At 69.0% G+C, this 24,882-nt stretch carries 29 protein-coding genes; 15 read left to right on the forward strand and 14 right to left on the reverse strand.

The window, feature by feature from the left end; genetic code table 11:
• Positions 1–26: 26 nt before the first annotated feature.
• Complete coding sequence (locus IEX50_RS13315) at positions 27–2,933, reverse strand: TonB-dependent receptor (RefSeq protein ID WP_157176303.1); 2,907 nt, start codon at positions 2,931–2,933, stop codon at positions 27–29.
• 71 nt (positions 2,934–3,004) lie between these two features.
• The gene (locus IEX50_RS13320) at positions 3,005–3,334 is read right to left on the reverse strand and encodes a hypothetical protein (RefSeq protein WP_157176302.1); all 330 of its coding nucleotides are present in this window, start codon (positions 3,332–3,334) and stop codon (positions 3,005–3,007) included.
• Positions 3,335–3,455: 121 nt separating this feature from the next.
• Between IEX50_RS13320 and IEX50_RS13325 the strand changes: the two genes are divergently transcribed.
• Positions 3,456–3,953 carry a DUF427 domain-containing protein gene (locus IEX50_RS13325; protein WP_157176301.1) on the forward strand — a complete coding sequence of 166 codons (498 nt, stop codon included), beginning with the start codon at positions 3,456–3,458 and terminating at the stop codon, positions 3,951–3,953.
• Positions 3,954–3,963: 10 nt separating this feature from the next.
• Positions 3,964–4,635, forward strand: a complete 672-nt coding sequence (locus tag IEX50_RS13330) for a spermidine synthase (protein ID WP_157176300.1) — start codon at positions 3,964–3,966, stop codon at positions 4,633–4,635.
• 210 nt (positions 4,636–4,845) lie between these two features.
• On the opposite strand, the gene IEX50_RS13335 is transcribed toward IEX50_RS13330, so the two are convergent.
• Entirely contained in the window at positions 4,846–4,992 is a 147-nt protein-coding gene (locus IEX50_RS13335; RefSeq protein WP_184075271.1) for a hypothetical protein, read from the reverse strand.
• Positions 4,993–5,090: 98 nt separating this feature from the next.
• Here IEX50_RS13335 and IEX50_RS13340 point away from each other — a divergent pair, with 98 nt between their 5' ends.
• Complete coding sequence (locus IEX50_RS13340; protein WP_157176512.1) at positions 5,091–5,417, forward strand: YnfA family protein; 327 nt, start codon at positions 5,091–5,093, stop codon at positions 5,415–5,417.
• Positions 5,418–5,421: 4 nt separating this feature from the next.
• Here the strand turns inward: IEX50_RS13340 and IEX50_RS13345 are convergent, their stop codons facing one another.
• Positions 5,422–5,622 (reverse strand): hypothetical protein, encoded by a 201-nt coding sequence (locus tag IEX50_RS13345; RefSeq protein ID WP_157176299.1) that lies wholly within the window; start codon positions 5,620–5,622, stop codon positions 5,422–5,424.
• 125 nt (positions 5,623–5,747) lie between these two features.
• Here IEX50_RS13345 and IEX50_RS13350 point away from each other — a divergent pair, with 125 nt between their 5' ends.
• Positions 5,748–6,851, forward strand: coding sequence for an L-dopachrome tautomerase-related protein (locus tag IEX50_RS13350; RefSeq protein ID WP_229674004.1), 1,104 nt, complete (start codon positions 5,748–5,750; stop codon positions 6,849–6,851).
• A gap of 88 nt (positions 6,852–6,939) precedes the next feature.
• Positions 6,940–7,704 (forward strand): sulfite exporter TauE/SafE family protein, encoded by a 765-nt coding sequence (locus tag IEX50_RS13355; protein ID WP_229674007.1) that lies wholly within the window; start codon positions 6,940–6,942, stop codon positions 7,702–7,704.
• 138 nt (positions 7,705–7,842) lie between these two features.
• Here IEX50_RS13355 and IEX50_RS13360 read toward each other — a convergent pair whose 3' ends face one another.
• Positions 7,843–8,934 carry a mannose-1-phosphate guanylyltransferase/mannose-6-phosphate isomerase gene (locus tag IEX50_RS13360; protein WP_157176297.1) on the reverse strand — a complete coding sequence of 364 codons (1,092 nt, stop codon included), beginning with the start codon at positions 8,932–8,934 and terminating at the stop codon, positions 7,843–7,845.
• Positions 8,935–9,175: 241 nt separating this feature from the next.
• On the opposite strand from IEX50_RS13360, the gene IEX50_RS13365 reads away from it, so the two are divergent.
• The 4 genes from IEX50_RS13365 to IEX50_RS13380 are packed head-to-tail and all read left to right on the forward strand — an operon-like array spanning position 9,176 to position 12,299.
• Positions 9,176–9,511: an ArsR/SmtB family transcription factor gene (locus tag IEX50_RS13365; RefSeq protein ID WP_157176296.1), complete on the forward strand. Its 336-nt coding sequence runs from the start codon at positions 9,176–9,178 to the stop codon at positions 9,509–9,511.
• The gene (locus IEX50_RS13370; protein ID WP_157176295.1) at positions 9,508–10,509 is read left to right on the forward strand and encodes an LLM class flavin-dependent oxidoreductase; all 1,002 of its coding nucleotides are present in this window, start codon (positions 9,508–9,510) and stop codon (positions 10,507–10,509) included. The genes IEX50_RS13365 and IEX50_RS13370 overlap by 4 nt, the downstream gene beginning before the upstream one ends.
• A gap of 1 nt (position 10,510) precedes the next feature.
• A complete protein-coding gene (locus IEX50_RS13375; RefSeq protein WP_157176294.1) occupies positions 10,511–11,167 on the forward strand; it encodes a sulfite oxidase-like oxidoreductase in 657 nt (218 codons plus the stop codon).
• 28 nt (positions 11,168–11,195) lie between these two features.
• Entirely contained in the window at positions 11,196–12,299 is a 1,104-nt protein-coding gene (locus IEX50_RS13380; protein ID WP_157176293.1) for an NADH:flavin oxidoreductase/NADH oxidase, read from the forward strand.
• A gap of 121 nt (positions 12,300–12,420) precedes the next feature.
• Here the strand turns inward: IEX50_RS13380 and IEX50_RS13385 are convergent, their stop codons facing one another.
• From IEX50_RS13385 to IEX50_RS13395, 3 genes are all read right to left on the reverse strand, one after another.
• Complete coding sequence (locus IEX50_RS13385; protein WP_157176292.1) at positions 12,421–14,259, reverse strand: M2 family metallopeptidase; 1,839 nt, start codon at positions 14,257–14,259, stop codon at positions 12,421–12,423.
• A 144-nt stretch (positions 14,260–14,403) separates the two neighbouring features.
• Positions 14,404–14,766: a helix-turn-helix domain-containing protein gene (locus IEX50_RS13390; protein ID WP_157176291.1), complete on the reverse strand. Its 363-nt coding sequence runs from the start codon at positions 14,764–14,766 to the stop codon at positions 14,404–14,406.
• A complete protein-coding gene (locus tag IEX50_RS13395) occupies positions 14,763–15,155 on the reverse strand; it encodes a ribose-phosphate pyrophosphokinase (protein ID WP_157176290.1) in 393 nt (130 codons plus the stop codon). The genes IEX50_RS13390 and IEX50_RS13395 overlap by 4 nt, the downstream gene beginning before the upstream one ends.
• A 26-nt stretch (positions 15,156–15,181) precedes the next feature.
• On the opposite strand from IEX50_RS13395, the gene IEX50_RS13400 reads away from it, so the two are divergent.
• Positions 15,182–15,946, forward strand: coding sequence for a DUF72 domain-containing protein (locus IEX50_RS13400; protein ID WP_157176289.1), 765 nt, complete (start codon positions 15,182–15,184; stop codon positions 15,944–15,946).
• A gap of 178 nt (positions 15,947–16,124) precedes the next feature.
• On the opposite strand, the gene IEX50_RS13405 is transcribed toward IEX50_RS13400, so the two are convergent.
• From IEX50_RS13405 to IEX50_RS13430, 6 genes are all read right to left on the reverse strand, one after another.
• Complete coding sequence (locus tag IEX50_RS13405) at positions 16,125–16,367, reverse strand: alkylphosphonate utilization protein (protein WP_157176510.1); 243 nt, start codon at positions 16,365–16,367, stop codon at positions 16,125–16,127.
• 38 nt (positions 16,368–16,405) lie between these two features.
• Positions 16,406–16,825, reverse strand: coding sequence for a DUF1810 domain-containing protein (locus IEX50_RS13410; protein WP_184075273.1), 420 nt, complete (start codon positions 16,823–16,825; stop codon positions 16,406–16,408).
• Positions 16,822–17,106: a DUF427 domain-containing protein gene (locus tag IEX50_RS13415; protein WP_184075275.1), complete on the reverse strand. Its 285-nt coding sequence runs from the start codon at positions 17,104–17,106 to the stop codon at positions 16,822–16,824. The genes IEX50_RS13410 and IEX50_RS13415 overlap by 4 nt, the downstream gene beginning before the upstream one ends.
• Positions 17,107–17,149: 43 nt before the next feature.
• Positions 17,150–17,470: an Mpo1-like protein gene (locus tag IEX50_RS13420; RefSeq protein WP_157176287.1), complete on the reverse strand. Its 321-nt coding sequence runs from the start codon at positions 17,468–17,470 to the stop codon at positions 17,150–17,152.
• Between the two features lie 50 nt (positions 17,471–17,520).
• Positions 17,521–18,240, reverse strand: a complete 720-nt coding sequence (locus tag IEX50_RS13425; protein WP_157176286.1) for a Crp/Fnr family transcriptional regulator — start codon at positions 18,238–18,240, stop codon at positions 17,521–17,523.
• A gap of 92 nt (positions 18,241–18,332) precedes the next feature.
• The gene (locus IEX50_RS13430; RefSeq protein WP_229674009.1) at positions 18,333–19,799 is read right to left on the reverse strand and encodes a M23 family metallopeptidase; all 1,467 of its coding nucleotides are present in this window, start codon (positions 19,797–19,799) and stop codon (positions 18,333–18,335) included.
• Positions 19,800–20,034: 235 nt separating this feature from the next.
• Between IEX50_RS13430 and IEX50_RS13435 the strand changes: the two genes are divergently transcribed.
• The 5 genes from IEX50_RS13435 (at position 20,035) to IEX50_RS13455 (ending at position 24,860) form a co-directional block, all read left to right on the forward strand.
• Positions 20,035–22,569 (forward strand): helicase-related protein, encoded by a 2,535-nt coding sequence (locus IEX50_RS13435; RefSeq protein ID WP_157176284.1) that lies wholly within the window; start codon positions 20,035–20,037, stop codon positions 22,567–22,569.
• 5 nt (positions 22,570–22,574) lie between these two features.
• Positions 22,575–22,961, forward strand: coding sequence for an RNA-binding S4 domain-containing protein (locus IEX50_RS13440; protein ID WP_184075277.1), 387 nt, complete (start codon positions 22,575–22,577; stop codon positions 22,959–22,961).
• A 53-nt stretch (positions 22,962–23,014) separates the two neighbouring features.
• Positions 23,015–23,353, forward strand: coding sequence for a ferredoxin FdxA (gene fdxA / locus IEX50_RS13445; protein WP_157176283.1), 339 nt, complete (start codon positions 23,015–23,017; stop codon positions 23,351–23,353).
• Between the two features lie 209 nt (positions 23,354–23,562).
• A complete protein-coding gene (locus IEX50_RS13450; protein WP_157176282.1) occupies positions 23,563–24,081 on the forward strand; it encodes a CarD family transcriptional regulator in 519 nt (172 codons plus the stop codon).
• A 200-nt stretch (positions 24,082–24,281) separates the two neighbouring features.
• Positions 24,282–24,860 carry a class I SAM-dependent methyltransferase gene (locus tag IEX50_RS13455; protein ID WP_157176281.1) on the forward strand — a complete coding sequence of 193 codons (579 nt, stop codon included), beginning with the start codon at positions 24,282–24,284 and terminating at the stop codon, positions 24,858–24,860.
• Positions 24,861–24,882 lie beyond the last annotated feature (22 nt).

Here is a 24,882-nt window from a genome sequence, read left to right on the forward strand (position 1 = left end):
CGCCACACCCGCCGACGCCAGCCCGATCAGAAGAACAGCTTGCGCACCGACAGCCGCACCTCGCGCCCGATCGGGTCGAGATAGCCCGGCTGGTACCCAAGCGGCGTCACCCCCGCCACGTCGCGCACGCCCTGCCGCTGGTTGAACAGGTTGTTGACCGAGAAGCTCACCCGCATGCCCCGCGCGAACCGGTACGGCACCAACGCCGGGATCTGCGAGAAATCCGCGAACAGCCGAAGGTCGACCGTGGCGAGGGAGGAGAAGAACAGGTCGCCGTCGCCCGCCCCCGCCGCGGTGCCACCCGCCCGGACGAAGGTCTTGCTCTGCCAGTCGCCCGACAGCCGCGCGCCATATCCATTGCGGAACACGCCGGCCTGCACCTCCACCTGATGACGCGGTGCGCCGCCGCCGGTCCCGCTCGCGGCACCGTCCAGCAGGTCGAGCACCGGCACCCCGTCGCGGATCACCACATCGTTGCGGAACTGCCAGGTGTGGTACACCGCGAACTGCACGCGCCCGCCACCGCCGCCACGACCACTGCCACCGCCACGTCCGCCGCCGCCGAAGCCGCCACCCCCGCCGGCCCTGCGTCCGCCGCCGCCTTCACCGCGCGCGCCGTCCGGCCGCCCGCCGCCCGCCGGCCGGTCCGCCGCCGTGCCGACCGCACCCTCGGGACGACCACCCGGCCCACGTGCCGGCACCGCCTCGCCACGCGCGATCCGCGCATCACGATCGGCACGATACGCCTCGAACAACGCCTGGTTGTTCGCCTTCAGCGGCACCGACAGGTTGAACCCCCAGCGCAGCTGCTCGCGGTTCTGACGCTGGAAATTCACCGGCCGGCTGTCGATGCTCAGCAGCACGCCGTCCGCATTGCGGATGAACCGGTCGGGGAACGCCGCCTCGATCGCGGCGGTCGGCGCGGGCAATGCCGAACTCGCATTCTTGATGCGCGTGCTGACATAGTTGGCGACCAGCGACAGGTCCGGCTTCGCGAACGGCTTCCAGTTCGCGCCGAGCTTCAGCACGCGGCGGTTGTCGGACAGCAGGTCCGGGTTACCACCGCTGATCTGCGTCACGCCCACCGTCTGACCCGTGCGGTAATCGAACACCCGCACGTCGAACGTCGAAATCTGCGGATTGCCCAGCTGCTGGACGGTCGGCGCACCCTCCTCGCGGGTCTGCGACGCGATCAGGCTCAGCCGCCCGGTCGGCCGCCAGTTCAGCCCGTAGCCGAGCTTGGTCAGCGTCCCGAAATCCGAAAGCCGGTCGACCGACGCGTTCACATTGGCCGACACGTCGCCGATCGCGCCCAGCACGTCGGCGCGCCGGCTGGTCAGCGGAATGTCGATATTGCCCTGCGCGTTCGCATTGCTGCGATTGAGGTTCGCCGACTGCACGAGCCCCGACCGCACCGACCGCGTGTCGAACGCGTTCAGCTCGCCCCCGACCTTGAAGGTCGTGCTGATCGGCCCGGCCGGCAGGCGCAGCGGCGATCCGCTCGCCACCAGCTCCACGTCGCCGCTGTTGCTGACCGACCGCGCGCGGTCCGCCGTGCGGAGCGTATAGAGATCGCCCGGCAGCGCCCCGAACGGGTTCAGCGTCAGGCTGCCCGAATCGAGCAGCGCCTGCGCCGCACTCCCGTCCAGCCCGGTGTCGCTCCGCGTCCGCGACACCGCGCGGTCGTAATTGCCCGTCGCGGTCAGGTTCCAGCTGTCGATCGTCTTGTTCAGCGTGAACCCGGCATGCGCCGTCTCGCCGCGGTTGTTCTGGCCCAGCACCGTGTCGCCATCGGGGTATCGATAGACCGACACCGTCTGCCCGAACGGCGAATAGGGGTTCCCCGCCGGCAGGTTCAGCCGCGATCCGGCCAGCCCGCGCAACCCGTCGCTGCCGGTCGCACCGTAATTGGCGTTAATCGTCGCCGACACGTCGCCGAAGATCGTGCGGTTGAGCACCGCGTTCAGCGCCAGCGTGTCGCTCGCCGCGCGCAGCGTGCGGTACCGCCCCACATCCGTCACGTTCGCCGTCCCCGCCGTGCCCGCGAACTGGCCCAGCCTCGGCCGCCCGGTCACCCCGGCCGGCACGCCCGCCACGGTCACCGTGCTGCCGACCAGCGCGCTCAGCGCCGGATCGATCTCGGTCAGCCCCGCCGCCGGCCCGACATTGCCGACCCGGTCGAATAGCTGCCCCGACGCGGCCGGCACGATGTCCCGGTCGCTTTCCAGCAGCGACCCCTGCTTGCTGTAGTCGACCGACAGGTTCAGCCGCCCGGCGGTGGTGATCTTCAGCAGGCTGCTCTGGATCCGCCCGCTTTCCCCGCCACCCTGCGTCGACGTGCCGCCGCTCAGCTCGCCCGTCACCGCGTTGAACCGCGGCCGCAGCACGAAATTGACGACCTTCTGATCCGCGTTGTACCCGTATTTGAGGGCGACCTCTTCCGGCAGGATGTCGACGCGCAGGATCGCCTCGGTCGGAATATCGCGCAGCTCGCCCGGTCCGGAAATCCGCTTGCCGTTCAGCAGCGTCACCGGCTGGCCACCGTCGCGCCCCTGCCCGCTGCCGGTCTGCGCGGCCAGCTCGGCCAGCAGGTCGGTCACCGTGCTGACGCCGTAGGACCGGATGTCGGCGGGCGACAACGTCACCTCCGGCGGGATGCTGCCGACCACGCTGCCCGGCGGGCGCTGCCCAGTGACGGTGATCGTTTCCTCGTCGCCTTCACCTTCCGCCGCCACATCGCCCTCGACCGGCGCGGGTGCCGGGGTCGCCGTTTCGGTCGGCGGCGGCGGCGCGGCCTCGGTCGCGACGGGCGCATCGGCACCGACCTGCCCGCCGGCACTCACCGCCTGCATTGCATAGGCACCCTGTGCCCCGCCTAGCAGGAGCAACGCCAATACCCCGCCCGGTACGCCCAGGACCTTGTCATGCATCATCGAATTCATCCGCCTGTTCGGGCCTGCTGTAGCGTCAGTGGATGAACGGATGTTGCATCATCAAAGGAATATTACGCGCCCGACACGCTCCGCAGGCTCCGCGCCCGCCGCAGCTTCAGCCCGACATACAACATCGTCGGCCAGAACAGCGTATTGACGAAGTCCGACGACGTATCGGCCCAGCGCCACGATCCGTAATGCAGCCGGTCGAGCACCTCGTTGCCGACCTCCGCGATCAGCACCGCCAGCAGCGGCCACGGCGTCGACAGGCTCCGCCGCGTCACCACGCGCGTCAGGAACATGACCGCCATCCCGGCATGGACGTGCAGCAGGCTGTCCGCCATGCCCGTCCCATCGCCGATCGCGAGGATCATCTTGGTATAGAGCGCGGGGATATCCATGACCGCGACATGCCCCAGACCGCGGCCCCGAGTCGAGCCGCATCGCAACGCCATATCCGGCCGCTGGCACCCCCCACCCCGCCACCCCATATCGCGATCTCCGGACTGGAGACCCCGATCGATGTCGCATCCCGTGCCCGACCCGCCGCTGCCCCACCAGGAAAGCGTCTGGGACTATCCCCGCCCCGCGATCGCCGAACGCAGCGCCGCGCACATCCGCATTGTCCACCACGGCATCGTGGTCGCCGACACGCGCCGCGCGGTCCGCACGCTGGAAACCAGCCATCCGCCCAGCTGGTACATCCCGCCCGACGATATCGCCGCGGGCGCACTCCGCCCCTCGCCCGGCGCCAGCTTCTGCGAATGGAAGGGGCACGCCCGCTATCACGACATCGTGGTCGGCGACGAACGGCTGGTCGGTGTCGGCTGGTCCTACCCCGCGCCGACATCGACCTTCGCCATGCTCCGCGATCATGTCGCCTTCTACGCCGCACCCTTCGATGCCTGCTATGTCGACGGCGAACGCGTCGTGCCGCAACCCGGCGGCTTCTACGGCGGCTGGATCACCTCCGCGGTCGCCGGCCCGTTCAAGGGTATCCCCGGCAGCCGCTTCTGGTAACAGCGGGGCCATGCTCCCGCGCACCCTGATCGACAGCACCGAAATCGCCGGCGGCGGCACGCTCCGCCTGATCCGGCGCGGCGACGAATGGTCGATCACGCTCGCCAACAACGAACTGATGAACAGCCGGACGAGCGGGTCCGAGGTCGCACTCGCCACGCTCGGCTGCGACCCCGTCATTCGGCGTCGCGCGCCGAGAGTCCTGATCGGCGGCCTCGGCATGGGCTTCACGCTCCGCGCCGGGTTGTCCGTCCTGCCGATGGATGCGGTGGTCGAGGTCGCCGAACTGGTCCCCGCCGTCATCACTTGGGCCCGCGGGCCACTGGCGCCCCTCCACGGCGACGGCCTCACCGATCCGCGCACCCGCCTGTTCGAGGGCGACGTGCTCGTCCCGATCCGCGCCGCCCGCGGGGGCTACGACGCGATCCTGCTCGACGTCGACAACGGCCCCGACGGCCTGTCCCGCGCCGGCAACGACGCGCTCTACGACGCCACCGGCCTTCGCGCCGCGGCCACCGCACTCCGCCCCGGCGGCGTCCTGGCGGTTTGGTCCACCGCCCCCGACGCCGGCTTCGTCCGCCGCATGGCCACCGCCGGCTTTGCCGTCACCGAACACATCGTCCGCGCCAACGGCCCCCGCGGCGGCGCCCGCCACATCGTCTGGGTGGGCGTGCTGGGCTAGATTAACCCGCCGTCGTTACCAAAACCCGTTTGGTTCGAGCCTGTCGAGAACTGCGCGAAGTTCTCGACAGGCTCGAACCAAACGGGGTGGTGCGCGCGCAAGCCCAGACAAAGCCCCCTCCCTTTCAAGGGAGGGGGTTGGGGGTGGGTGCAACAGGTCCACAAACGCGACACCGCGACGACACGCCCCAACCCCCAATCCACAAATCCCTTACTTCTTCACCTCGGTATGCAGCTTCACCACATTGGGCAGCTTCTTCCCCTTCGTCCGCCGCGACGGCAGCTGCACCGGGTTCTGTTTCTTCCAGTCCGCCCAGCGCATCGGCCCCTCGGGCGTATCGATCATCATGTCGTCCATATCGTCGGTCCTTGCGTCACTCACCCTCCAAAACCCGCCACGCCCCCGATCGCTCCGCCGCCCTCGACAGCGCCACGCGCACGGCGTCTATGACGAGCATGCCCACGCTCCTCCTCTACCCGATTGCCGCGGCGGCCGAGATCGCCGGCTGCTTCGCCTTCTGGGCGTGGTTGCGGCTCGACCGGTCGCCGCTCTGGCTGATCCCCGGCACCGCCGCACTCCTGCTGTTCGCGCTCGCCCTGACGCAGGTCCCGGCGGACGCCGCCGGTCGCGCCTTCGCGGCTTACGGCGGCGTCTACATCGCCACCTCGGTCGGCTGGCTCTGGCTGGTCGAAGGCGTCCGGCCCGACCGCTGGGACCTGATCGGCGCCGCGGTCGCCCTCGCCGGTGCGGCGATCATCCTGTTCGCGCCCCACGCCCGCTGACGCGTTAACCCTCGACGATATCCAGATACGCGATCACATCGTCGGGCGTCTGGATGAACAAGCCCGCCTGCACTTCGGGCGTCTGCTGCGCCGCCAGCGCCAGCGCTTCGGCCAGCGGCGCATAGATCAGCGTCTCCGCCGCCCCGCCCTCGCCGTCGTCCAGATGATAGAGCCGCACCGAGATCTCCGCCGCCGTCGTCCGCATGTCGCTCCCCGTTAACCGAGAGCAAGATGCCGCCCTCGCAGCCGCCCGTCCAGCCCATGCACCGGAACCCGTGCCCCGAACCGGCGGTTACCCCGCGCATATCCCCAAGATCGGAACCCGCGCTCATGAAGACGATCCACGCCGCCCTGATCGGCACCGCCGCCGTGGGCCTGCTCGCCGCCGGCACCGCCATCGCCGCCGACGGCGCCCCCAAGCTGACCCAGGTCGCATCGTTCGACCATCAGGTCACCGGCGTCACCGTTGCGCCCGACGGTCGCATCTTCGTCAACTTCCCGCGCTGGACCGACGACGCGCCCGTGTCGGTGGCCGAGGTCCGCGGCGGCCGCACCACCGCCTACCCGGACGCGACTTGGAACGCCTGGCGCAATGCCAAGGCGCAGACCATGCCGGTCGGCGAACATTTCGTCTGCGTCCAGTCGGTCGTGGCGGACGGTCGCGGCGGCCTGTGGGTGCTCGATCCCGCCGCGCCGGGGAACGAGAAGATCCTCGAAGGCGGACCCAAGCTCGTCCGGATCGATCTCGCCACCAACCGCGTGACGAAGGTCGTGCGCTTTCCCGGCGACGTCGCGTTGCAGGGCACCTACCTCAACGACATCCGCTTCTCGCCCGACGGCCGCACCGGTTACATCACCGATTCGGGCACGCGCGGCGCGATCATCGTCGTCGATCTCGAAGCCGGCACCTCGTTCCGCGCGCTCGACGGCCACCCCGCGACGCAGGTCGAGAAGGACGTCACCGTCACCGTCGACGGCAAGCCGCTCGTCCGCCCCGACGGCCGCCAGCCCGCCTTCTCCGCGGACGGCATCGCGCTGTCCAACGACGGCCGCACGCTCTATTTCCAGGCGCTTACCGGCCGCACGCTCTACGCGATCGACACCGCCAAGCTGAAGCGCGACACGCCGAAGGCCGAAACCGTCGCCGCCCTCCGCAAGGTCGGCACGACCACGGTCGCGGACGGCCTGTGGATGAGCAAGGCGGGCGTGCTCTACGTCACCTCCCCCACCGACAATTCGGTCAAGCGCTGGACCGGCACCACGCTCGAAACCGTCGTGCAGGACAAGCGCCTGCGCTGGCCCGACACGATGTCGGAGGGGCCGGACGGCACGCTCTACGTCACCGCCAGCCACATCCAGGACACCAACTGGTTCAAGCCGGGCGCGCCCGCCTCGATCAAGACCGAACTCTTCTCGTTCAAGCCCGCGCGTTGATGCCCCACTCCGGCGCGGGCACGGGTCGCCAGACCTGGTCCGCGCCGCTATGCGCCACGCCCATGATGTGGCCGATGGATAATACCCTATGACGATGGACCTGGCCGGCACGATCGCGCTGGCGGTGGGCGCGGGCGTGCTCGGCGGCGCGATGAATGCGCTGGCCGGCGGCGGCAGCTTCGCCACGCTCCCCGCGCTGATCGCGATCGGCCTGCCCGCCAACGTCGCCAACGCTACCTCCAATGTCGCGCTACTGCCGGGTGCGGGCATGTCTGCCTGGGCGTTTCGTGACGAGCTGCAACCGATCGGCGGCGTCCGCATCCGTACGCTGGCCGGGATCACCTTCGTCGGCGGGCTGATCGGCGCGATCCTGCTCGCGGTCACCCCGTCGCGCGCGTTCGATCTCATCATCCCCTGGCTGCTGCTGTTCGCCGCGGTCATCCTCGCCTGGGGTCCGCGCGCCGCGATCTGGCTGAAGTCGCGCGTCACGATCGCCCCGCCCGTGCTGATGGTCGCGCAGGCGCTGCTCGGCATCTACGGCGGCTATTTCGGCGGCGGCGTCGGCCTGATGACCACCGCGATCTACGGCCTGCTCGCCAACATCAGCCCACGCGCGCTGTTCGCCCCGCGCACCCTCATGCTCGCCATCGCGAACTTCGCCGCGACGATCGTGTTCGTCGCCAGCGGCCTGGTGAACTGGCAGTCCTGCGTCCCGATGCTCGCCGGCGGCATCCTCGGCGGCTGGCTCGGCGCCCGCCTCGGCAAGCGCCTGCCGCCGAAGCCCGTCCGCATCTGGACGCTGTTCGTGACCATTGTGACCACGGCGGTCTTCTTCAACCGCGCCTACGGCTGAGCCGCGAGGCCCGCCTCACCCCCAATCCCGTTCGGTTCGAGCCTGTCGAGAACGCCGCGCTGAGTTCTCGACAGGCTCAAACCAAACGGGTGAGGTAATCTTGTGGTGAGACGCGACGGAGCTTAAGCCGCGCCCAACTCACTCCCCGAACGGCCGATCCAGCGTGATATGCCCGCGCTCCTTCAGCACCGCGATCGCGCGCTTCACTTCCTGGCTCTCCCCGCGCGGCATAATCAGGATCGCGTCGCCCGTCGCCACGACGATCAGGTCCGACACCCCCACCATCGCCACCAGCGGCCCGTCCGTGCGGATCAGGCAACGCTGCGTATCGATCGCCACCACGTCGCCGTGCTGCGCATTGCCGGCGATGTCGCGATCGGCCAGCTGGTGGATCGCGTCCCAGCTGCCCACGTCGGACCAGCCCATCGCCACCGGCACCACGACCACGCGGTCCGCCTTCTCCATCACCGCATAATCGACCGAGTCGGACGGCGAACTGGCGAACGCCACCGGATCGGGGAACAGCCGGTCGTCTTCGCGCGCGGCACCCGCCACCGCGGCCCGCGCCGCCTCCGCCATCTCGGGCGCATGGGTGTCGAGCGCCGCCATGTAGGTATCGGCGCGGAACAGGAAGATGCCGCCGTTCCAGTAATGCCCGCCCGCATCCAGATAACCCTGCGCCGTCGCGCGGTCCGGCTTCTCCACGAACCGCGCGACGCTGAACACGCCGTCGGCCAGCGCCCCGCCCGCCTGGATATAACCATAGCCCGTGTCCGGCGCGTCCGGTTCGATGCCGAACGTCGCCATCGCGCCGTCGCTGACCAGCGGCAGCGCACGGTCGATCGCGGCACGGAACGCGTCAGGATCGGCGATCACATGGTCGGACGGCATCACCAGCAGCACTGCGTCCGGGTCCGCCGCGACGGCCGCCAGCGCGATCGCCGGCGCGGTGTTGCGCGCCATCGGCTCCAGGATCAGCAGCGCGCCCTCGACGCCCGCGGTCGCCAGCTGGTCGGCGATCACATCGGCATGCGCGGCGTTCGCGACCACGATCGGCGCCCCGAACCGCGCATCCTGCGGCGTCCGCCTGGCGGTCAGCTGCAACATCGTGTCGGCATGGGTCAGCGCGAGCAGCTGCTTCGGCCGGCCGGTGCGCGACAGCGGCCACAACCGCGTGCCCGACCCGCCGGACAGGATGACGGGGACGATCTTGGTCGACGGCATGCGCATACTTCCCCAGCAGGAAGGACACGCCCCCGCGACGCGTCCGGGCCCGGGCGTCCGCGATAGTGCCGTAACGGACAGGATCGGATCGCGCAGGCGCGTCAGTTCGATACCGGAGCGCCCCCCACGCGACAAGCTGCCTTTCCATACCATGCGCCGCGCCCCTGCACCGGTAGATCGCGATTATGCGCACACCCCCATAGTGCAATGATCTTGAAATATCGCACTAAGCGACCATCTCCTGTCCATGGCCCGGCCGTTCCACCATCCCGCCGAAGCGGACATGACGCTCGACGGCGTCCTGCACGCCCTGTCGGACGGCACGCGCCGGTCGATCGTGGCGAAACTGATCGCGACGGGCGGCCTCAACTGCGGGCAATCCTGCGGTGATCTGCCCGCCTCGACCATCTCGCACCACCACCGCATCCTGCGCGACTGCGGGCTGATCCGTTCCGAAAAACGCGGCGTATCGGTGTTCAACAGCGTGCGGACCGACGAACTCGATCGCCGCTTCCCCGGCCTCGTCGCCAACATCCTCGCCGCATCCACCCCGGCCGCCGCATCAAGGAGTCCCCACTCATGACCGCGCTTTCCATCCTCGATCTCGTCCGCGTCACCGAAACCACCGATGCGAAGGGCGCGATCGACAATGCGCGCGACCTCGCGGTCCATGCCGAACGCTGGGGCTACGAACGCTTCTGGGCGGCCGAACACCACAACATGGTCGGCATCGCCAGCGCTGCGACGTCCATCGTGCTCGCCCATGTCGCGGCCGGGACGAAGCGGATCCGCGTCGGGTCCGGCGGCGTCATGCTGCCCAACCACGCGCCGATCGTGATCGCCGAACAGTTCGGCACGCTCGCCACGCTGTTCCCCGGCCGCATCGACCTCGGCGTCGGCCGCGCGCCCGGCACGGACCAGCACACCGCCCGCGCGCTCCGCCGTTCGCTGGAAGGTGGCGACGATTTCCCGCAGGACGTGCTCGAACTCCAGGCCTATTTCCGCGCCGCCCGCCCCAACCAGGCGGTCCAGGCCGTGCCCGCCGCGGGCACCAACGTGCCAATCTGGATCCTCGGCTCCAGCACCTACGGTGCGCAGCTCGCCGCCGAACTGGGGCTCCCCTACGCGTTCGCGTCGCACTTCGCGCCGGGCATGCTGATGTCCGCGCTCGGCATCTACCGCAGCCGGTTCAAGCCGTCCGAGCAGCTCGCCCGCCCGCACGCCGCGGTCGGCGTCAACATCATCGCGGCCGATACCGATGCGGAGGCCCGCCGCCTCGCCACCACGCAGCAGATGAGCTTCGTCGGCATGTTCCGCGGCACCCGTGGGCTCAGCCAGCCGCCGATCGACGATATCGACAGCTTCTGGTCGCCGGTGGAGAAAGCGCAGGCCATGTCGATGCTGTCCCGCTCGATCGTCGGATCGCGTGAGACCGTCCGTGCCGGTATCGCCGACCTCGTCGCCGAAACACAGGCCGACGAACTGATGATCGTGTCGGACATCTACGATCACGCCGCCCGCCTGCGCTCCTACGAACTGATCGCGGAGGCCGCCGCCGACCGCCGCGACCTGGCCGCCTGACATGACCGAGACGCCCCCGCCGTCCAAACTCACCGCCACCAAGCGCGGCTGGGCGGCGGAGGGGCGTTTCCTCGACGGTAACGCACCTGTCGATCCGGCCACGCGCCTCCCGCCCGGCCAGCATCTCGTCAAGAACTGGCCCGTGCTCGATCTCGGCCAGCAACCCGACATCGCGCCCGACCGCTGGCGGCTTCAGATCGGCGGCCTAGTCGATCGCCCCGGCGTCTGGGACTGGGACGTGTTCCAGCGCCAGCCGCGCTCGCGGATCGTCTCCGACATCCACTGCGTCACGACCTGGTCGCGCTACGACAATCGCTGGGACGGCGTCGCCTCGCGCGACCTGCTCGCCTTCTCGGACCCCCGGCCGGAAGCGCGCTTCGTCGCGTTCGAATCCTACGACGGCTACACCACCAACCTGCCGATCGCCGACTTCGCATCGGAACATGCGCTGCTCGCCGATCGCTGGGAAGGCGAGCCGCTGACCCGCGACCATGGCGGCCCCGTACGGCTGGTCGTGCCGCATCTCTATTTCTGGAAGAGTCCGAAATGGCTCAAGCGGATCGACTTCCTTGCCGACGACCGCCCCGGCTTCTGGGAGGTGAACGGCTACCACGCCCGCGGCGATCCTTGGACGCAGCAACGCTACACCAGCGACTGACACCCCAAAAACGCTTGGAGTTTCCATCATGACCGGCCCCGCTCTCTTCCAGCCGATCACCGTCGGCGGCCTGACGCTTGCCAACCGCATCGTCATCGCCCCGATGTGCCAATATTCCGCGGTCGACGGCTGCATGACCGACTGGCACGCCCAGCATCTCGGCCAGCTCGCGCAGTCCGGCGCGGGCCTGCTCACCATCGAGGCCGCCGCGGTCGTATCTGAAGGCCGCATCACTTACGGCGACGTCGGGCTCTACGACGACGCGACCGAGGCCGCGATGGCCCGCACGCTGGACTCCATCCGCCGCTGGTCGCCGATGCCGGTCGCGATCCAGCTGTCGCATGCCGGGCGGAAGGCATCGACCGAGCTGCCCTGGCATGGTGGCAAGCAGATCGCCCCCGATACCACCAACGGGTGGCAGACCGTCGCCCCCTCCGCGCATCCGTTCGATGCGAAGGAGAATGCGCCCCACGCGCTGTCGATCGACGAATTGACCGCGATCCGCGACGCGTTCGCCGCCGCCGCGGTCCGCGCCGCACGCCTCGGGATCGACGCGATCCAGCTCCACGGCGCGCACGGCTACCTCCTCCACCAGTTCCTCTCGCCGCTCTCGAACCACCGCGACGACACTTACGGCGGCTCGCTCGAAAACCGCATGTGCTTCCCGCTCGAGGTCTTCGACGCGGTCCGCGCCGCCTTCCCGGCGGATCGCCCGGTGACGATGCGGATGTCCGGCACCGACTGGGTCGCAGGCGGCTGGGACGTCGAGCAGAGCGTGCAGTTCTCGCAAGCCCTCGAAGCGCGCGGTTGCGCCGCCGTCCACATCTCCAGCGGCGGCCTCGATCCGCGCCAGGAGATCCCGGCCGGCCCGAGCTACCAGGTCCCGCTCGCCCGTGCCGTGAAGCAGGCCGTCGGCATCCCGGTCGTCGCGGTCGGCCTCATCACCGAACCCGAACAGGCCGAAGCGATCGTCGCCATCGGCGACGCCGACATGATCGCGCTGGCCCGCACCCTCCTCTACGACCCCCGCTGGCCCTGGCACGCCGCCGCCCAGCTCGGCGCCACCGTCCACGCCGCGGACCAGTATCTCCGCTGCCAACCCCGCCGCTTCAAGACGCTGTTCGACGACTGAGGCAAACCGTTCTCCGGCGCAGACCCCGAAGTGCCCCGGCGCAGGCCGGGGCCTAGACGCAACCGCTTCACCCAAGCCCCGGCCTGCGCCGGGGCACCTCTAACGCTGCGCCCTCAAGCCCTCACCAACCGCTAGGCTTGCCCTTGTTCTGCTGATCGAGCCACGCCTTCAGCGGCGCGAAATACTCGACCAGCGCCTTGCCCGACATCTGCCGCGTTCCCGTGAACGCCTGCAACGCGTCCGGCCATGGCTTCGATGCGCCCATCGTCAGCATGGTGTTCAGCCGCGCGCCGACCTGCTTGTTGCCGTAGAAGGAACAGCGATGCAGCGGCCCCTTCCACCCGGCCTGGTCGCAGGCCGCCTTGTAGAACTGGAACTGCAGGATCCGCGCCAGGAAGTAGCGCGCATAGGGCGTGCTCGCCGGGATATGGTATTTCGCTCCCGGGTCGAACCGCGTCTCGTCGCGCGCGACCGGCGGCTTGATCCCCTGATATTGCAGGCGCAGGTCATCCCAGCCCTTCTGGTACCCGCTCGTCGGGATCGCGCCGGAAAACACGCCCCACCGCCACTTGTCCATCATCAGCCCGAACGGCAGGAACGCGACCTTGTCCATCGCCTGGCGCAGCAGCAGGCCGATATCCTTGTCCGCCCCCGGCACCTTCGCCGGATCGAGCAGCCCGATCTTCACCAGATAGTCGGGTGTGATCGACAGTGCGACGAAATCGCCGATCGCCTCGTGGAACCCGTCGTTGGCGCCGTTCTGGTACAGCAAAGGCTGCTTGTTATACGCGCGCTGGTAATAGTTATGCCCCAGCTCGTGATGGATCGTGGTGAAGTCGTCCGCATTCACCTTCGTGCACATCTTGATGCGGATGTCGTCCTTGTTGTCCAGGTCCCACGCCGACGCGTGGCAGATGACCTCGCGGTCGGCCGGCTTCACGATCTGCGACCGTTCCCAGAACGTCTTGGGCAACGGCGCGAAGCCCAGCGAGGAATAGAAACCCTCGCCCGTCTTCACCATCCTGATCGGGTCATACTGCTTGGCCTTCAGCAGGTCGCCGACGTCATAACCCAGGTCGCCCACCCCGGCCGGCGCCACAACGTCGTAGATGCCGCCCCACTCCTGCGCCCACATATTGCCGAGCAGGTCCGCGCGGATCGGCCCGGTCTTGGCCTGCACCGCATCGCCATATTTCGCGTTCAGCTTGGCGCGCACATAGGTGTGCAGCGACAGGTACAGCGGCTCGACCTCCTTCCACAACTGGTCGGTCAGCTTCGCGAAATCGTCGGCCGGCATGTCGTAGCCCGACCGCCACATCGCGCCGGTGTCCTTGAACCCTAGTTCACGCGACCCCTCATTTGCGATCGCCGCCATCTTGGCATAATCGCCGCGCATCGGGGCGCCGACATTGTCGTGCCAGCTGACCCACATCTCCTTCAGCTCGGCCGGGTCGCGGCTCGTCCCCATCGCCGCCTCGATGTCCGATCCGTTGATCGGCTTGCCGTCCTTCAGGCCCCGGCCCTTGCCGTAGCTCGACGACATCTTGGTCGACAGGTCGGACAGCGTCTGTGCCGCCCCCGGCGTCGTCGGCGCGGGCAGGGTCAGGCCGTTCTTCAATATGTCCAGCTTGCGCCGCGTGTCGGGCGAAATCCCCTTCACCCCGTCGAATTTCGCGGCACCCAGCGCGAACCGCACCGCCATCTCGGTGCCGACAGCACCCGATTTCGCCGCCAGCGCATCGGTATCGTCGGTGATGTAGGTCGCATTCACCCACGCGATCCGCGAAGCGTCGAGCGAATATTCCTGCCCCTCCTTCTGCACCTGTTCGACGAACGCATCGGCCCCCGCCGGCGTCGCGGCCGGCGCGGCGGCGACCGGCGCGGCGGTCTGCGCCAGGACGGGCGTCACGGCGGTTGCGGACAGGAGAAGGGCGAACGCGGAAAGTCCGTTGCGGATCATGCGGATGAGAGACCTAACTGGATCGGAAAACGCCAGACTGCACGGCAGACGCGCATCCGGTCAAGCCATCCCACACCGTCATTCCGGACCTGATCCTGGATCCCGCTTCTCCTTCGAGCGAGCGGAAGGCAGCGAGACCCCGGATCAAGTCCGGGGCGACAGATCAATCACCTCCAAAGCCCCCACCGCAACCTCCAGCGCCGCCGCCAGTTTCAAACGCGTCGCGGGCGTCCCATGCCCCGCCCCCATCTCGATCCGGCTGATCCACACCCGGCTCACCCCCGCCCGCGCCGCGAGCGCATGCTGGCTCAATCCACGATGCCGCCGCCACGCCGCCAGCGGATGCGCACCCCCCGCGATCGCCGCCGCGACATCCGCCGGCGGCAACGCCTGCAGGGCCTGCGCGGCCAACTCCCGCAACCGGTCGTAGATGTCGGCCGGCACCATCACCATCTCGCGGCCGTCCCGCCCACGGAACCGCATCAGCGGATCATCGCCCAGCGTCATGCCGCCCCCGCGCCCCACCAGTCGAACGCCGCCCGCTGCTCCGCCGCAACCAGCGCTCGCGCCTCCGCGCCCGTCCAGTCGCCGACATGGCCCAGCATCATCGCGCGCCCGCCGGTCCACCAGCCCTGCCCCGGCAACCCGTCGCTCGCCCGCACCACCAGCACCGCGAGGCCCGGCTCGCCGGCCGCGCGTCCGTCCTCGTCGATCCGGTCCATCGTCCGGCACAGCGCGCGCATCCGCGGCCGCGTGAACCGCAGGCCCAGCGCCGCCAGCATCTCGGAATAACTCAGCGCCGTCCCCGCGCGCGCCGCCTCGACCAGCACGGCACGGACCCGCTCGACATCGCCGATCCGGTTTGCGACATCCGTCCCGTCCACCGCGTCCAACATGCCACCCCCGTCTTCAGGAACCGCCCATGCCCAAATCCCGACCAGGCACCATCCGCGTCGGCATCGGCGGCTGGACCTACGCGCCGTGGCGCGGCACCTTCTTCCCCGACAAGCTCCCCCATACGCGCGAACTGGAACATGCCGCCACCCGGCTGACCGCGCTGGAGATCAACGCGACCTATTATGGTCGCCAGAAACCCGAAACCTTCGCCAAATGGGCCGCTGCCGTCCCCGACGGGTTCCGCTTCGCGGTCAAGGCCTCACGCTACAGCACCGCGCGCAAGAAACTGGCCGACGGCGCGGAATCAGTCGCGATGTTCCTCGACCAGGGGCTCGTTCACCTCGGCGACCGGCTCGGGCCGATCCTCTGGCAATTCCCCGCGACCAAGGCCTACGACCATGACGACTTGGCCCGCTTCCTCGCGATGCTCCCGCGTGAGATCGCCGACCGCCCCGCCCACCACGTGATCGAAGCCCGCCACCCGAGCTTTACAGACGCCGGCTTCGTCGATCTGATGCGCGACCACAATATCGCCATCGCCCATGTCGATCGCGACGACGCACCCCCGATCGACGCGATCACCGCCGACTTCAGCTACGCCCGCCTCGAACGCGCCACGACCGCCGAACCGACCGGCTACCCCGAAGCTGACCTCGACAGCTGGGCCACCCGCGCGGCGGAAACGGCAAAGGCCGGCCAAGACGCCTACGTCTTCTTCATCGCCGGCGACAAGGTCCGCAACCCGCAAGCCGCCGAAGCGCTCATCACCCGCCTCGACGCGGTCAGCTGAACCACGCCTCAACCCGTTTGGTTCGAGCCTGTCGAGAACCCCGCGCAAGGTTCTCGACAGGCTCGAACCAAACGGAACAGTAGGACTGCAAAACCCGCCCATCCCGAGCCAAGTCGAGGGACCGGTCGAGCGCAGCTAAGACACCGACCGCATCCCCGCGCCACACTTCCGGAAAAGCCTACCGCTTCTTTACGAACTCGCAGCGCAGCACGAGGCCCTTGATCCCGTCCGTCCGGCAATCGAACTCGTCCGGCCCGGTCAGGCGAATGTTCTTCACCACCGTCCCGCGCTTCAGCGTCTGCCCCGCGCCCTTCACCTTCAGGTCCTTGATCAGGACCACGCTGTCCCCGTCGGCCAGCGCAGTCCCGTTGGTGTCCACCGCGTTAAAATCGGAACCCTCACCAACCGCGGCCTCCGCCATCGGCCGGTCATTCTCCCAGTCCCACTCCACATCCTGCGTCACGCCTGCATACCCCGTCCAATCAGCCGCAGCGTCGCTTCATCGGCGCTCCCGAACAGCTGCGCCAGCGCCGGCGCGAACGGCTCGTCCGCCCCGCCCGCTTCCGCAAACAAGGTCAACGACGACCGCAGCTTCATCGCATCGACCGACCCAAACATCGCGTCCGGCGAACCGTCCGGGATCGCCTCGACACACTCCCGCAACCGCGCGCCCAGCACCGGATGCGCGAGATACGCCCGCGCCTCCGCCAGCGAAGCGATCGCGTACATCCGCACCATCGCACTGTGTCCCAGCCCGTCGATCTGCGGGAACACGAACCACATCCAATGGCTCGTCTTGTCCCCCGCGCGGATCTCGCCCAGCGCGCGGTCGTACACGCCGTCCTGCGCGTCGACGAACCGCTCCAGCTCGGCGCTCAAGACGTGACCTTCACCCCGCGCCAGAACGCGATCCGATCGCGGATCTCCGCCGCCGCCTCCTTGGGCTCCGGATAATACCACGCCGCATCCGGGTTCGCGGCACCGTTCACCACCACCGAATGATAGTGCGCCGTCCCCTTCCAAGGACAGACGCTCGTCGTGTTGCTCGGCGCCAGGATGCCCGGGACCACCGCGTCGCGCGGGAAATAGGCGTTGCCCTCGACCGTCACGATATCGTCCGATCGCGCGATCACCTGTCCGTTCCAGCTTGCTTCGGCCATGTTCAATCTCCTCGGGCACGCCAACGCGCCGCATGGCCGATCGCTACCGCGGCACGCCCGCCCGGTCCAGTTCCGCGCCCAGCCGCCCGCTCAGCCACAGCCCCCACATCCGGAAATCCGCCGCCAACGACCACAAGGGATGCTTGAACGTCGCCGGCCGGTTCCGCTCGACCAGATAATGCGCGCCCCACGCAAAACCGTATCCCGCGACCGGCACCAGCCACCACAGCCACGACACACCGGACAGCAAAGCCGCCAGCGCCAGCGCCACGACCAGGGTCGTCCCCGCATAATGCAGCGCCCGCGTCTGCGGCCGGGCATGCTCGCGCAGATAATAAGGCCAGAAGTCCGCGAAACTCTCCATCACCCGCTCCCGATCACGGCCCGGTGTCCGGGTCCGCTTGAACGGCGAGACTAGCGCGGCTGCTTCTGCAGGTACAGATAGCCGGGGTCGAACTCGGCCAACCGCGCCAGCCCCGCATTGTCGGTGATGATCACCTCGCCCCCGCGAAACTCCAGCAGCCCGCGGTCGCGCAGTTCGCGCAGCATCCGGTTGACATGCACCGGGGTCAGCCCGGTCGCATCCGCGATGTCGATCTGCGTCAGCGGCAGGGCATAGCGCTCCTCCGACGCCAGCCCGACGACCTCCAGCCGCGCGCGCAGTTCGCAGAACAGGTGCGCGATCCGCCCGACCGCGGACCGCCGCCCGATCGACAGGATCCACTGCCGGTGGATCGCCGCATCCAGCAACGTCGAAAACCACAGCATGCGGGTCAGATGCGGCCAGCGTTCGCTGATCGTGCGCAGCCGCTCGTGCGGGAATACCGCGATCCGCACCGGCGTCAGCGCGGCGAGATTATGCTCGAGATGCTTCAGCAGGAAACTGTGCAGGTCGGCGAAATCGCCCGGCACGTGCAGCGCCACGATCTGCCGCCGCCCGTCGCGCAGGTCCTTGTACCGGCACAGATAGCCTTCCAGCAGCAGGTGGCTGTTATGCTGTTCGGTCCGTTCGCGCACCACGATCTCGTGCGCGCGATATTCGCGGACCTCGCCCACCGCTTCCACCAGCGCCCGCCGCTCGAAATCGGCCAGCGTATCGCGCCGTTCCAGCTTGCGGATCAACGTCTCGATCAATGCCCGCCCCCAGAACTACCCACGCCGCGACCGGCCCGGCGCCTTGGCGCCGCACCATTTCCGTTCCCCTATTGTCCTACATGTTAGCGGGGTCAAGCACCCGACCGCAGATCGCCCGCCGCGGTGCGCACCGGCCCCGCCTCGCCGACCGCCATCAACCCGGCCAGCACGCTCCGGAACCGCGCGAGTTCGGCACCCGCCAGTTGCGACGTCGTGACGAAACTGACCGTCGCCGGGTTGATCGCCGCCCCGCCGCGATACACCTCGTAATGCAGATGCGGCCCGGTCGACAGGCCGGTCGATCCGACATAGCCGATCAGCTGCCCCTGCGCGACGCTCGCCCCGGCCGGCACCACGATCCGCGACATATGGCCGTATCCGGTGCCCAGGCCGCCGCCATGCTGGATCGACACATATTTGCCGTGCCCGCCGTGCCAGCCCGCGAACCGCACCACCCCGTCCGCCGCCGCCACGATCGGCGATCCGTACGGTGCCGCGAAATCCATCCCCTTGTGCAGGCGGGAGAAACCCAGCACCGGGTGCCGCCGCCAGCCGAACCCGGACGAGATCCGCCCGATCACCGGCTGCCGCATCATGCCGCGCCGCTCACCCACGCCCGACGCAGCATACCATTGCCGCCGCCCGTCGATCGTCCATTCCAGCAACTGCACACGCCCGCGCGCCTGATCGAGACCCGCGTAGAGCAGCTTGCCCAGCTGCACCTCGCCTGTCGCCGCGCGCGTCCGCTCCACGATGATGTCGAACCGGTCGTTCGGATGCACGTCGCGCGAAATCGACAGCCGCGATCCCAGCGCACGCAGATACGCCTCGACCGCCTTGGCCGGCGCACCCGCCGCACGTGCCGCGAGATACAGCCCGGACCCGACCCGCCCGCGGATGCGCAGCGGCGTCGCGTCGATCGCGATCGGCGTCCGCACCAGCCACAACCGCCCGTCCACCCGCGTCACGCCCAGCTTCAAGTCGATCCGCGCGCGGAACGCCAGCGCCTCCAGCGGTCGCGCCTGTCCACGGTCGGCGCGCTCGCCCAGCGTCACGTCCAGTCGCGTGCCAGGCGCGATCTCGGCCAGCGGCACCGCCTGTGCCACCATCGCCGCGACCGCTTCCGCCTCGCCCGCCGCCACGCCCGATCGTTCCAGCACGCGCACAAACCCGTCGCCGCGCCCAAGCGTCGCGGTCAGGTCGATCGACGGCCGCTCCGGCGTGTCGAGCAACGGCCGCACCGCCGCCGTCGCCGCCAGCCGCCGCCCGGTATCCGCGCCCAGCGCCAGCGGCGCGACGCCGAGCGCGCGCGCCTCCCGCCACTGCGCCGCGCTCATCGCCGCGGGCGCGGCCGGCGTCAGGACGGGCAGGTCCGGCCAGAAAGCGATCGCCGACGCGCACAATGCCGTGCACGTCGCCAGCCCGCGCCACCATTCGCGACTGCCGATCCGCGCGCCGAGATCGACGACCAGTTCCAGCCGCGCGACCTTCTCCTCGACACGCCGTCCGAACTCGGCGGCCCGTGGCGGCACAGCACCGCGCGGACGAAGCACCGCCATGCCGCCCCCGCTTCCCTGCTCGCTGTCGCTCGTCCGATACAAAAATAGGTTTCCCGTGGCTCGACGCCCGTCTCTGGACCCGCACGGTTAAAGTCAATTTAACGGGCCCGCGCCACCGCCCCGTGCGCGACGGATCGGGGCGAATCCGACACAGGATGTGGACGCGCGCCGGCCCGCCCCGACATCGCGATCAGAACCGCTTGCGTTTCGTCGCCCCCGCCCCGACATTCGGATCATGGTGTCGTCGGACAGTAAGCTTCTCGCCGTCCTGGGGCCGACCAACACCGGCAAGACGCATCTCGCGATCGAACGGATGTGTGCCCATTCCAGCGGCATGATCGGCTTCCCGCTCCGCCTGCTGGCGCGCGAGGTCTATGACCGCGTCGTGCGGATCAAGGGCGAACGCTCGGTGGCGCTCATCACCGGCGAAGAGAAGATCCTGCCGCCCGAGGCGCGCTGGTTCCTGACCACCGCCGAATCGATGCCGCTCGACCGCGATTTCGCCTTCGTCGGGCTGGACGAGGCGCAGCTCGGCGCAGATCCGAACCGCGGCCATGTCTTCACCGACCGTCTACTGCGCGCACGCGGGCGCGAGGAAACGATGATCCTCGGCTCCGACGCGCTCCGCCCGATGCTGAAGGCGCTGACCCCCGACGCCGACATCATATCCCGCCCGCGCTTCTCGACCCTGTCGTTCGCCGGCTCGACCAAGCTCTCGCGCCTGCCGCCGCGCTCCGCCATCGTCGCCTTCTCGGCGGAGGAGGTCTACGCCGTCGCCGAAATGCTGCGCCGGTTCCGCGGCGGTGCCGCCGTCGTGATGGGCGCGCTCAGCCCCCGCACTCGCAATGCGCAGGTCGCGATGTTCCAGGCGGGCGAGGTCGACTATCTCGTCGCCACCGACGCGATCGGCATGGGCCTCAACATGGACGTCACCCATGTCGCCTTCGCCTCGCTCCGCAAATATGACGGCAAGCGCCAGCGCCGGCTGACCGTCGCCGAAATGGCGCAGATCGCCGGCCGCGCGGGCCGCCACCAGCGCGACGGCACGTTCGGCACGCTCAGCATGGAGGGGTCGCGCGGCGCGGCGTTCGAGGAGGAGGAGGTCCACGCGATCGAGGAGCATCGCTTTCCCCCGCTCGAACAGCTCTACTGGCGCGACGGGCAACCCGGCACGGACTCGATCGACACGCTGATCGCCGACCTGGAGCGCAAGCCCGACCACCGCGTGCTGCGCAGCGCACCCGAGGCGATCGACCTCGCCGTCCTGAAACGCCTGGCGGAGGAACCGTGGGTCCGCGACCGCACGCGCGGCGACCGGATGGTCCGGCGGCTCTGGTCCGCCTGTGGCCTCCCCGATTTCCGCAAGACCGGCGTCGATCCGCACAGCCGGCTCGTCGGCCGCGTCTACCGCCATCTGACCGAGGGCGAGGGCTATCTCCCCGCGCCGTGGTTCGCGGAGGAACTGGCGCGGCTCGACAACGTCCAGGGCGATGTCGAAACGATCGCGGACCGTATCGCCGGCGTCCGCACCTGGGCCTATATCGCGCACCGCCCCGACTGGCTGGCCGACCCCGCGAAATGGGCGGAACGCACGCGCGAGCTTGAGGAACGGCTGTCCGACGCGCTCCACCAGCGGCTGACACAGCGGTTCGTCGACCGCCGCACCGCCGTGCTGATGCGCGATCTTGGCGCACGCGGGATCGACGCGCTGCCCGTCGCGATCGACGATGCCGGCATCGTGTCGGTCGCGGACGAACCGATCGGCCGGCTGGAAGGGTTCCGCTTCCACGTCGATCCCGATGCGAAGCTCCTCGACAAGAAACGCCTGCTCGCCGCCGCCGAACGCCGGCTGGGCGACACGCTCGGCGGCCGCGCCCGGCTGCTCGCCGCCGATCCGGACGACCAGTTCACGCTCGCCACCGATCCCGGCCGCCCGGTCGCGATCTTCTGGCGCGGCGATGTCGTCGCGCGGCTCGAACGCGGGCGCACCGTCCTGTCACCGCGGATCGTGCTCCACCGCGCGCTCGATCTGCTCCGCACGCCAGACCGCATCCTGGTCGAGGATCGGCTGATCGCCTGGCTGATGACCACGGTCGACCGCGTCCTGCGCCCGCTGTCCGCGATCGCCACCGCCGCTACCGATCCCGCCCGCCCCGCGCAGCTCCGCGCGCTGCTCGCGCCGCTGGTCGACGCCGGCGGCACGATCGAACGCGCCGCGATCGCGCCCACCGTGGCGGCACTCGACCGCGACGGCCGCCGCGCCGCTCAGGCGCTGGGCGTCCGGATCGGCACGATGGACGTGTTCCACACCGGCCTGCTCAAACCCGAACCGATGCGCTGGCGGTTGGCACTCGCCGCGATCCGCAGCGGGGAGACGATGCCCGGCTGCCCGCCCGCCGGCTCCGTCACCGTGACGCTGCCGGAGGCGGAGCCCGACCGCACCGCCTATCACCGCGCCGGCTACCGCCCGCTTGGGCACCAGATGCTACGCGTCGACATGATCGAACGGCTCGCCCGCATCGCGCATGACGGCCGTCCGGACGCGAAGGGTGGCCGCGCCGCGTTCGTCCCCGATCCCGCGCTCGCCACCTCGCTCGGCCTCGCGCCCGACGGGTTCGACCGGCTGATGCACATCCTGGGCTTCCGCGCCGCGGCCGAAGGTTGGGCCTGGCGCGGCCGTCGCGCCGACACCGCGCCCGCACCCGCCGCACCCCCGCGCCCCGGCAACATGTTCGGCGCGCTCGCGGCGTTGAAGGCCACGAATGGCTGAGCCCCATGCCTGACGGCGGCCTGCGCCTCGACAAATATCTCTGCTATGTCCGCATGGCGAAGACCCGCTCGCTCGCCGCCGATCTCGCGGCGGAGGGGCATCTCCGCATCGACGGCCGCACCGTCGCCCGCGCGCACGCCCCCGTGCGGATCGGCAACGTGCTCAGCTTCGCACTCCACGGCCGCGTCCGCATCCTGCGGGTCGAGGCGATCCCCGTCCGGCGCGGTTCCCCGACGGAGGCGCGGGCCTGCTACACCGATCTGTCGCCGCCGCCGGTGGTCGCCGCGGGCAACCCCACCCCCGAAATCGCGCCCGTCGATGCACCGGAAACTGTGCCGGACATTATGTCTCCATATGCCAGCTTGCCCACCGCAAAGCCCGCCATCGGTTGACGCGCCTGTCCGCGCCTCATAGCAGGGCGCGATCGACCAACCGGGAATCGCCAATGACTTACGTCGTCACCGACGCGTGCATCCGCTGCAAGTACATGGACTGCGTCGAGGTGTGTCCCGTCGACTGCTTCTACGAAGGCGAGAACATGCTCGTCATCAACCCGTCCGAATGCATCGACTGCGGCGTGTGCGAACCCGAATGCCCGGCCGAGGCGATCCTGCCCGATACCGAGAACGGCCTCGAAAAATGGCTCGAACTCAACACGACCATGTCGGCGAACTGGCCCAACATCACGCGCAAGCGCGACGCGCCGGCCGATGCGGATTCGTTCAAGGACGTGCCGGACAAGTACGACACGCTGTTCTCGGCCAACCCGGGTCAGGGCGACTGATCGGACTGCACGTGCGCCCGGCCAGCCGATAAACGGCAGGGTCGCTGGCTTTTCGCCGGAATTTCGGCTATGTGCCTGCTCGACCGGCGGATGTTCCTCGTCCGCCGACTGAGGAAACAGTTAGACGTGCCTGCTGCCGCGCCCGCGCGTCCCGTCCGGGATGAATCGCTGCCGCGTCGGTTCGGGCGTCGGCATGGAAAGGCTTCTACATGGCTGCAAAGGCGCTGAGCTTCGACGTCGGCGATTACGTCGTATACCCCAAGCACGGGGTCGGTCGCGTGATCGAACTGCAAAGCCAGGAGATCGCCGGCACGAAGCTCGAACTCTACGTCCTGCGGTTCGAAAAAGAGCGCATGACGCTCCGCGTGCCCACCAACAAGGCCGAAAGCGTCGGCATGCGCAAGCTGTCGTCCAACGTCACGATGGACGAGGCACTCGCCACTTTGAAGGGCAAGCCCAAGGTCAAGCGCACCATGTGGTCGCGCCGTGCGCAGGAATATGAAGCCAAGATCAACTCGGGCGACCTCGTGTCGATCGCCGAAGTGGTCCGCGATCTATTCCGCGCCGACGATCAGCCGGAACAGAGCTATTCCGAGCGCCAGATCTTCGAAGCCGCGACCAGCCGCCTCGCCCGCGAACTCGCCGCGATGGAACAGGTCGACGAACCCAAGGCATCGGAAAAGATCCTCGACATCCTCCGCGCCGCCGCCGCGATCCACAACAAGTAAGGCTCCGGCCCAAAGCGACAAAACGCCCGCGCAGTCCCCTGCGCGGGCGTTTTGACATCTACCATGCGTCGACAGACCAGCGATGGCGTTCGACCTCGTCCGTTGCACGCGTTCGGTTCACTCATTATCGCCCGATTGCGTTCGCCCGCCGCTTCGTGCGAGCCAACGTCCGGGATGCACGGCGCGCCGGAGGTTGTAGCGTGAGCGAAGACAGTTCCGCCGGCTGGGAGGCGGTCGCCACCCGGTTCGCCAGGATCCGCTCGAATGTCGGGACTGACGTCATCGCTGCTTGGTCGGATCATGTGCGGCCGGCGGGCACCATCGTGGACATTGGTTGCGGAACCGGCGAACCGATCGCCAGAACACTCGTCGATAAAGGCTTCGACGTTTACGGGATCGATCCCGCGCCGACACTGCTGGCCGCGTTTCGTCGCAATTTTCTTAACGCAACCGTCGCGTGCGAACCTGCGGAAGCCAGTCGCTTCTTCAATCGCCGCTTCGATGGCGCGGTCGCGATCGGCCTGATCTTCCTGTTGCCCGAAGACGCCCAGCGCGCACTGATCGACCGTGTCGGTGGCGCACTGGAACCCGGCGGCCATTTCCTCTTCAGCGCCCCGCGCCAGGTCTGCTGCTGGACTGACTCGCTGACCGGACGACCATCGTCATCTCTGGGTGAGACGCGCTACCGCGAATATCTGACCAACGCGCGGCTTCGGTTCGTCGACACCTATGTCGACGAAGGGTCGAACACCTATTTCCACGCCGCATCCGAAGCGTGATGGCCTCATTCATCGAAACCCC

This window comes from Sphingomonas prati, from assembly GCF_014643515.1.
Taxonomy (GTDB): domain Bacteria; phylum Pseudomonadota; class Alphaproteobacteria; order Sphingomonadales; family Sphingomonadaceae; genus Sphingomonas_R; species Sphingomonas_R prati.

What these genes read in the sequence shown, in the direction of transcription:
- IEX50_RS13315 (WP_157176303.1), bottom strand. Translation starts at nt 2,933, where the DNA reads ATGATGCATGACAAGGTCCTGGGCGTACCGGGCGGGGTATTGGCGTTG.
- IEX50_RS13320 (WP_157176302.1), bottom strand. Translation starts at nt 3,334, where the DNA reads ATGGATATCCCCGCGCTCTATACCAAGATGATCCTCGCGATCGGCGAT.
- IEX50_RS13325 (WP_157176301.1), top strand. Translation starts at nt 3,456, where the DNA reads ATGTCGCATCCCGTGCCCGACCCGCCGCTGCCCCACCAGGAAAGCGTC.
- IEX50_RS13330 (WP_157176300.1), top strand. Translation starts at nt 3,964, where the DNA reads ATGCTCCCGCGCACCCTGATCGACAGCACCGAAATCGCCGGCGGCGGC.
- IEX50_RS13335 (WP_184075271.1), bottom strand. Translation starts at nt 4,992, where the DNA reads ATGGACGACATGATGATCGATACGCCCGAGGGGCCGATGCGCTGGGCG.
- IEX50_RS13340 (WP_157176512.1), top strand. Translation starts at nt 5,091, where the DNA reads ATGCCCACGCTCCTCCTCTACCCGATTGCCGCGGCGGCCGAGATCGCC.
- IEX50_RS13345 (WP_157176299.1), bottom strand. Translation starts at nt 5,622, where the DNA reads ATGCGGACGACGGCGGCGGAGATCTCGGTGCGGCTCTATCATCTGGAC.
- IEX50_RS13350 (WP_229674004.1), top strand. Translation starts at nt 5,748, where the DNA reads ATGAAGACGATCCACGCCGCCCTGATCGGCACCGCCGCCGTGGGCCTG.
- IEX50_RS13355 (WP_229674007.1), top strand. Translation starts at nt 6,940, where the DNA reads ATGACGATGGACCTGGCCGGCACGATCGCGCTGGCGGTGGGCGCGGGC.
- IEX50_RS13360 (WP_157176297.1), bottom strand. Translation starts at nt 8,934, where the DNA reads ATGCGCATGCCGTCGACCAAGATCGTCCCCGTCATCCTGTCCGGCGGG.
- IEX50_RS13365 (WP_157176296.1), top strand. Translation starts at nt 9,176, where the DNA reads ATGGCCCGGCCGTTCCACCATCCCGCCGAAGCGGACATGACGCTCGAC.
- IEX50_RS13370 (WP_157176295.1), top strand. Translation starts at nt 9,508, where the DNA reads ATGACCGCGCTTTCCATCCTCGATCTCGTCCGCGTCACCGAAACCACC.
- IEX50_RS13375 (WP_157176294.1), top strand. Translation starts at nt 10,511, where the DNA reads ATGACCGAGACGCCCCCGCCGTCCAAACTCACCGCCACCAAGCGCGGC.
- IEX50_RS13380 (WP_157176293.1), top strand. Translation starts at nt 11,196, where the DNA reads ATGACCGGCCCCGCTCTCTTCCAGCCGATCACCGTCGGCGGCCTGACG.
- IEX50_RS13385 (WP_157176292.1), bottom strand. Translation starts at nt 14,259, where the DNA reads ATGATCCGCAACGGACTTTCCGCGTTCGCCCTTCTCCTGTCCGCAACC.
- IEX50_RS13390 (WP_157176291.1), bottom strand. Translation starts at nt 14,766, where the DNA reads ATGACGCTGGGCGATGATCCGCTGATGCGGTTCCGTGGGCGGGACGGC.
- IEX50_RS13395 (WP_157176290.1), bottom strand. Translation starts at nt 15,155, where the DNA reads ATGTTGGACGCGGTGGACGGGACGGATGTCGCAAACCGGATCGGCGAT.
- IEX50_RS13400 (WP_157176289.1), top strand. Translation starts at nt 15,182, where the DNA reads ATGCCCAAATCCCGACCAGGCACCATCCGCGTCGGCATCGGCGGCTGG.
- IEX50_RS13405 (WP_157176510.1), bottom strand. Translation starts at nt 16,367, where the DNA reads ATGGCGGAGGCCGCGGTTGGTGAGGGTTCCGATTTTAACGCGGTGGAC.
- IEX50_RS13415 (WP_184075275.1), bottom strand. Translation starts at nt 17,106, where the DNA reads ATGGCCGAAGCAAGCTGGAACGGACAGGTGATCGCGCGATCGGACGAT.
- IEX50_RS13420 (WP_157176287.1), bottom strand. Translation starts at nt 17,470, where the DNA reads ATGGAGAGTTTCGCGGACTTCTGGCCTTATTATCTGCGCGAGCATGCC.
- IEX50_RS13430 (WP_229674009.1), bottom strand. Translation starts at nt 19,799, where the DNA reads ATGGCGGTGCTTCGTCCGCGCGGTGCTGTGCCGCCACGGGCCGCCGAG.
- IEX50_RS13435 (WP_157176284.1), top strand. Translation starts at nt 20,035, where the DNA reads ATGGTGTCGTCGGACAGTAAGCTTCTCGCCGTCCTGGGGCCGACCAAC.
- IEX50_RS13440 (WP_184075277.1), top strand. Translation starts at nt 22,575, where the DNA reads ATGCCTGACGGCGGCCTGCGCCTCGACAAATATCTCTGCTATGTCCGC.
- fdxA (WP_157176283.1), top strand. Translation starts at nt 23,015, where the DNA reads ATGACTTACGTCGTCACCGACGCGTGCATCCGCTGCAAGTACATGGAC.
- IEX50_RS13450 (WP_157176282.1), top strand. Translation starts at nt 23,563, where the DNA reads ATGGCTGCAAAGGCGCTGAGCTTCGACGTCGGCGATTACGTCGTATAC.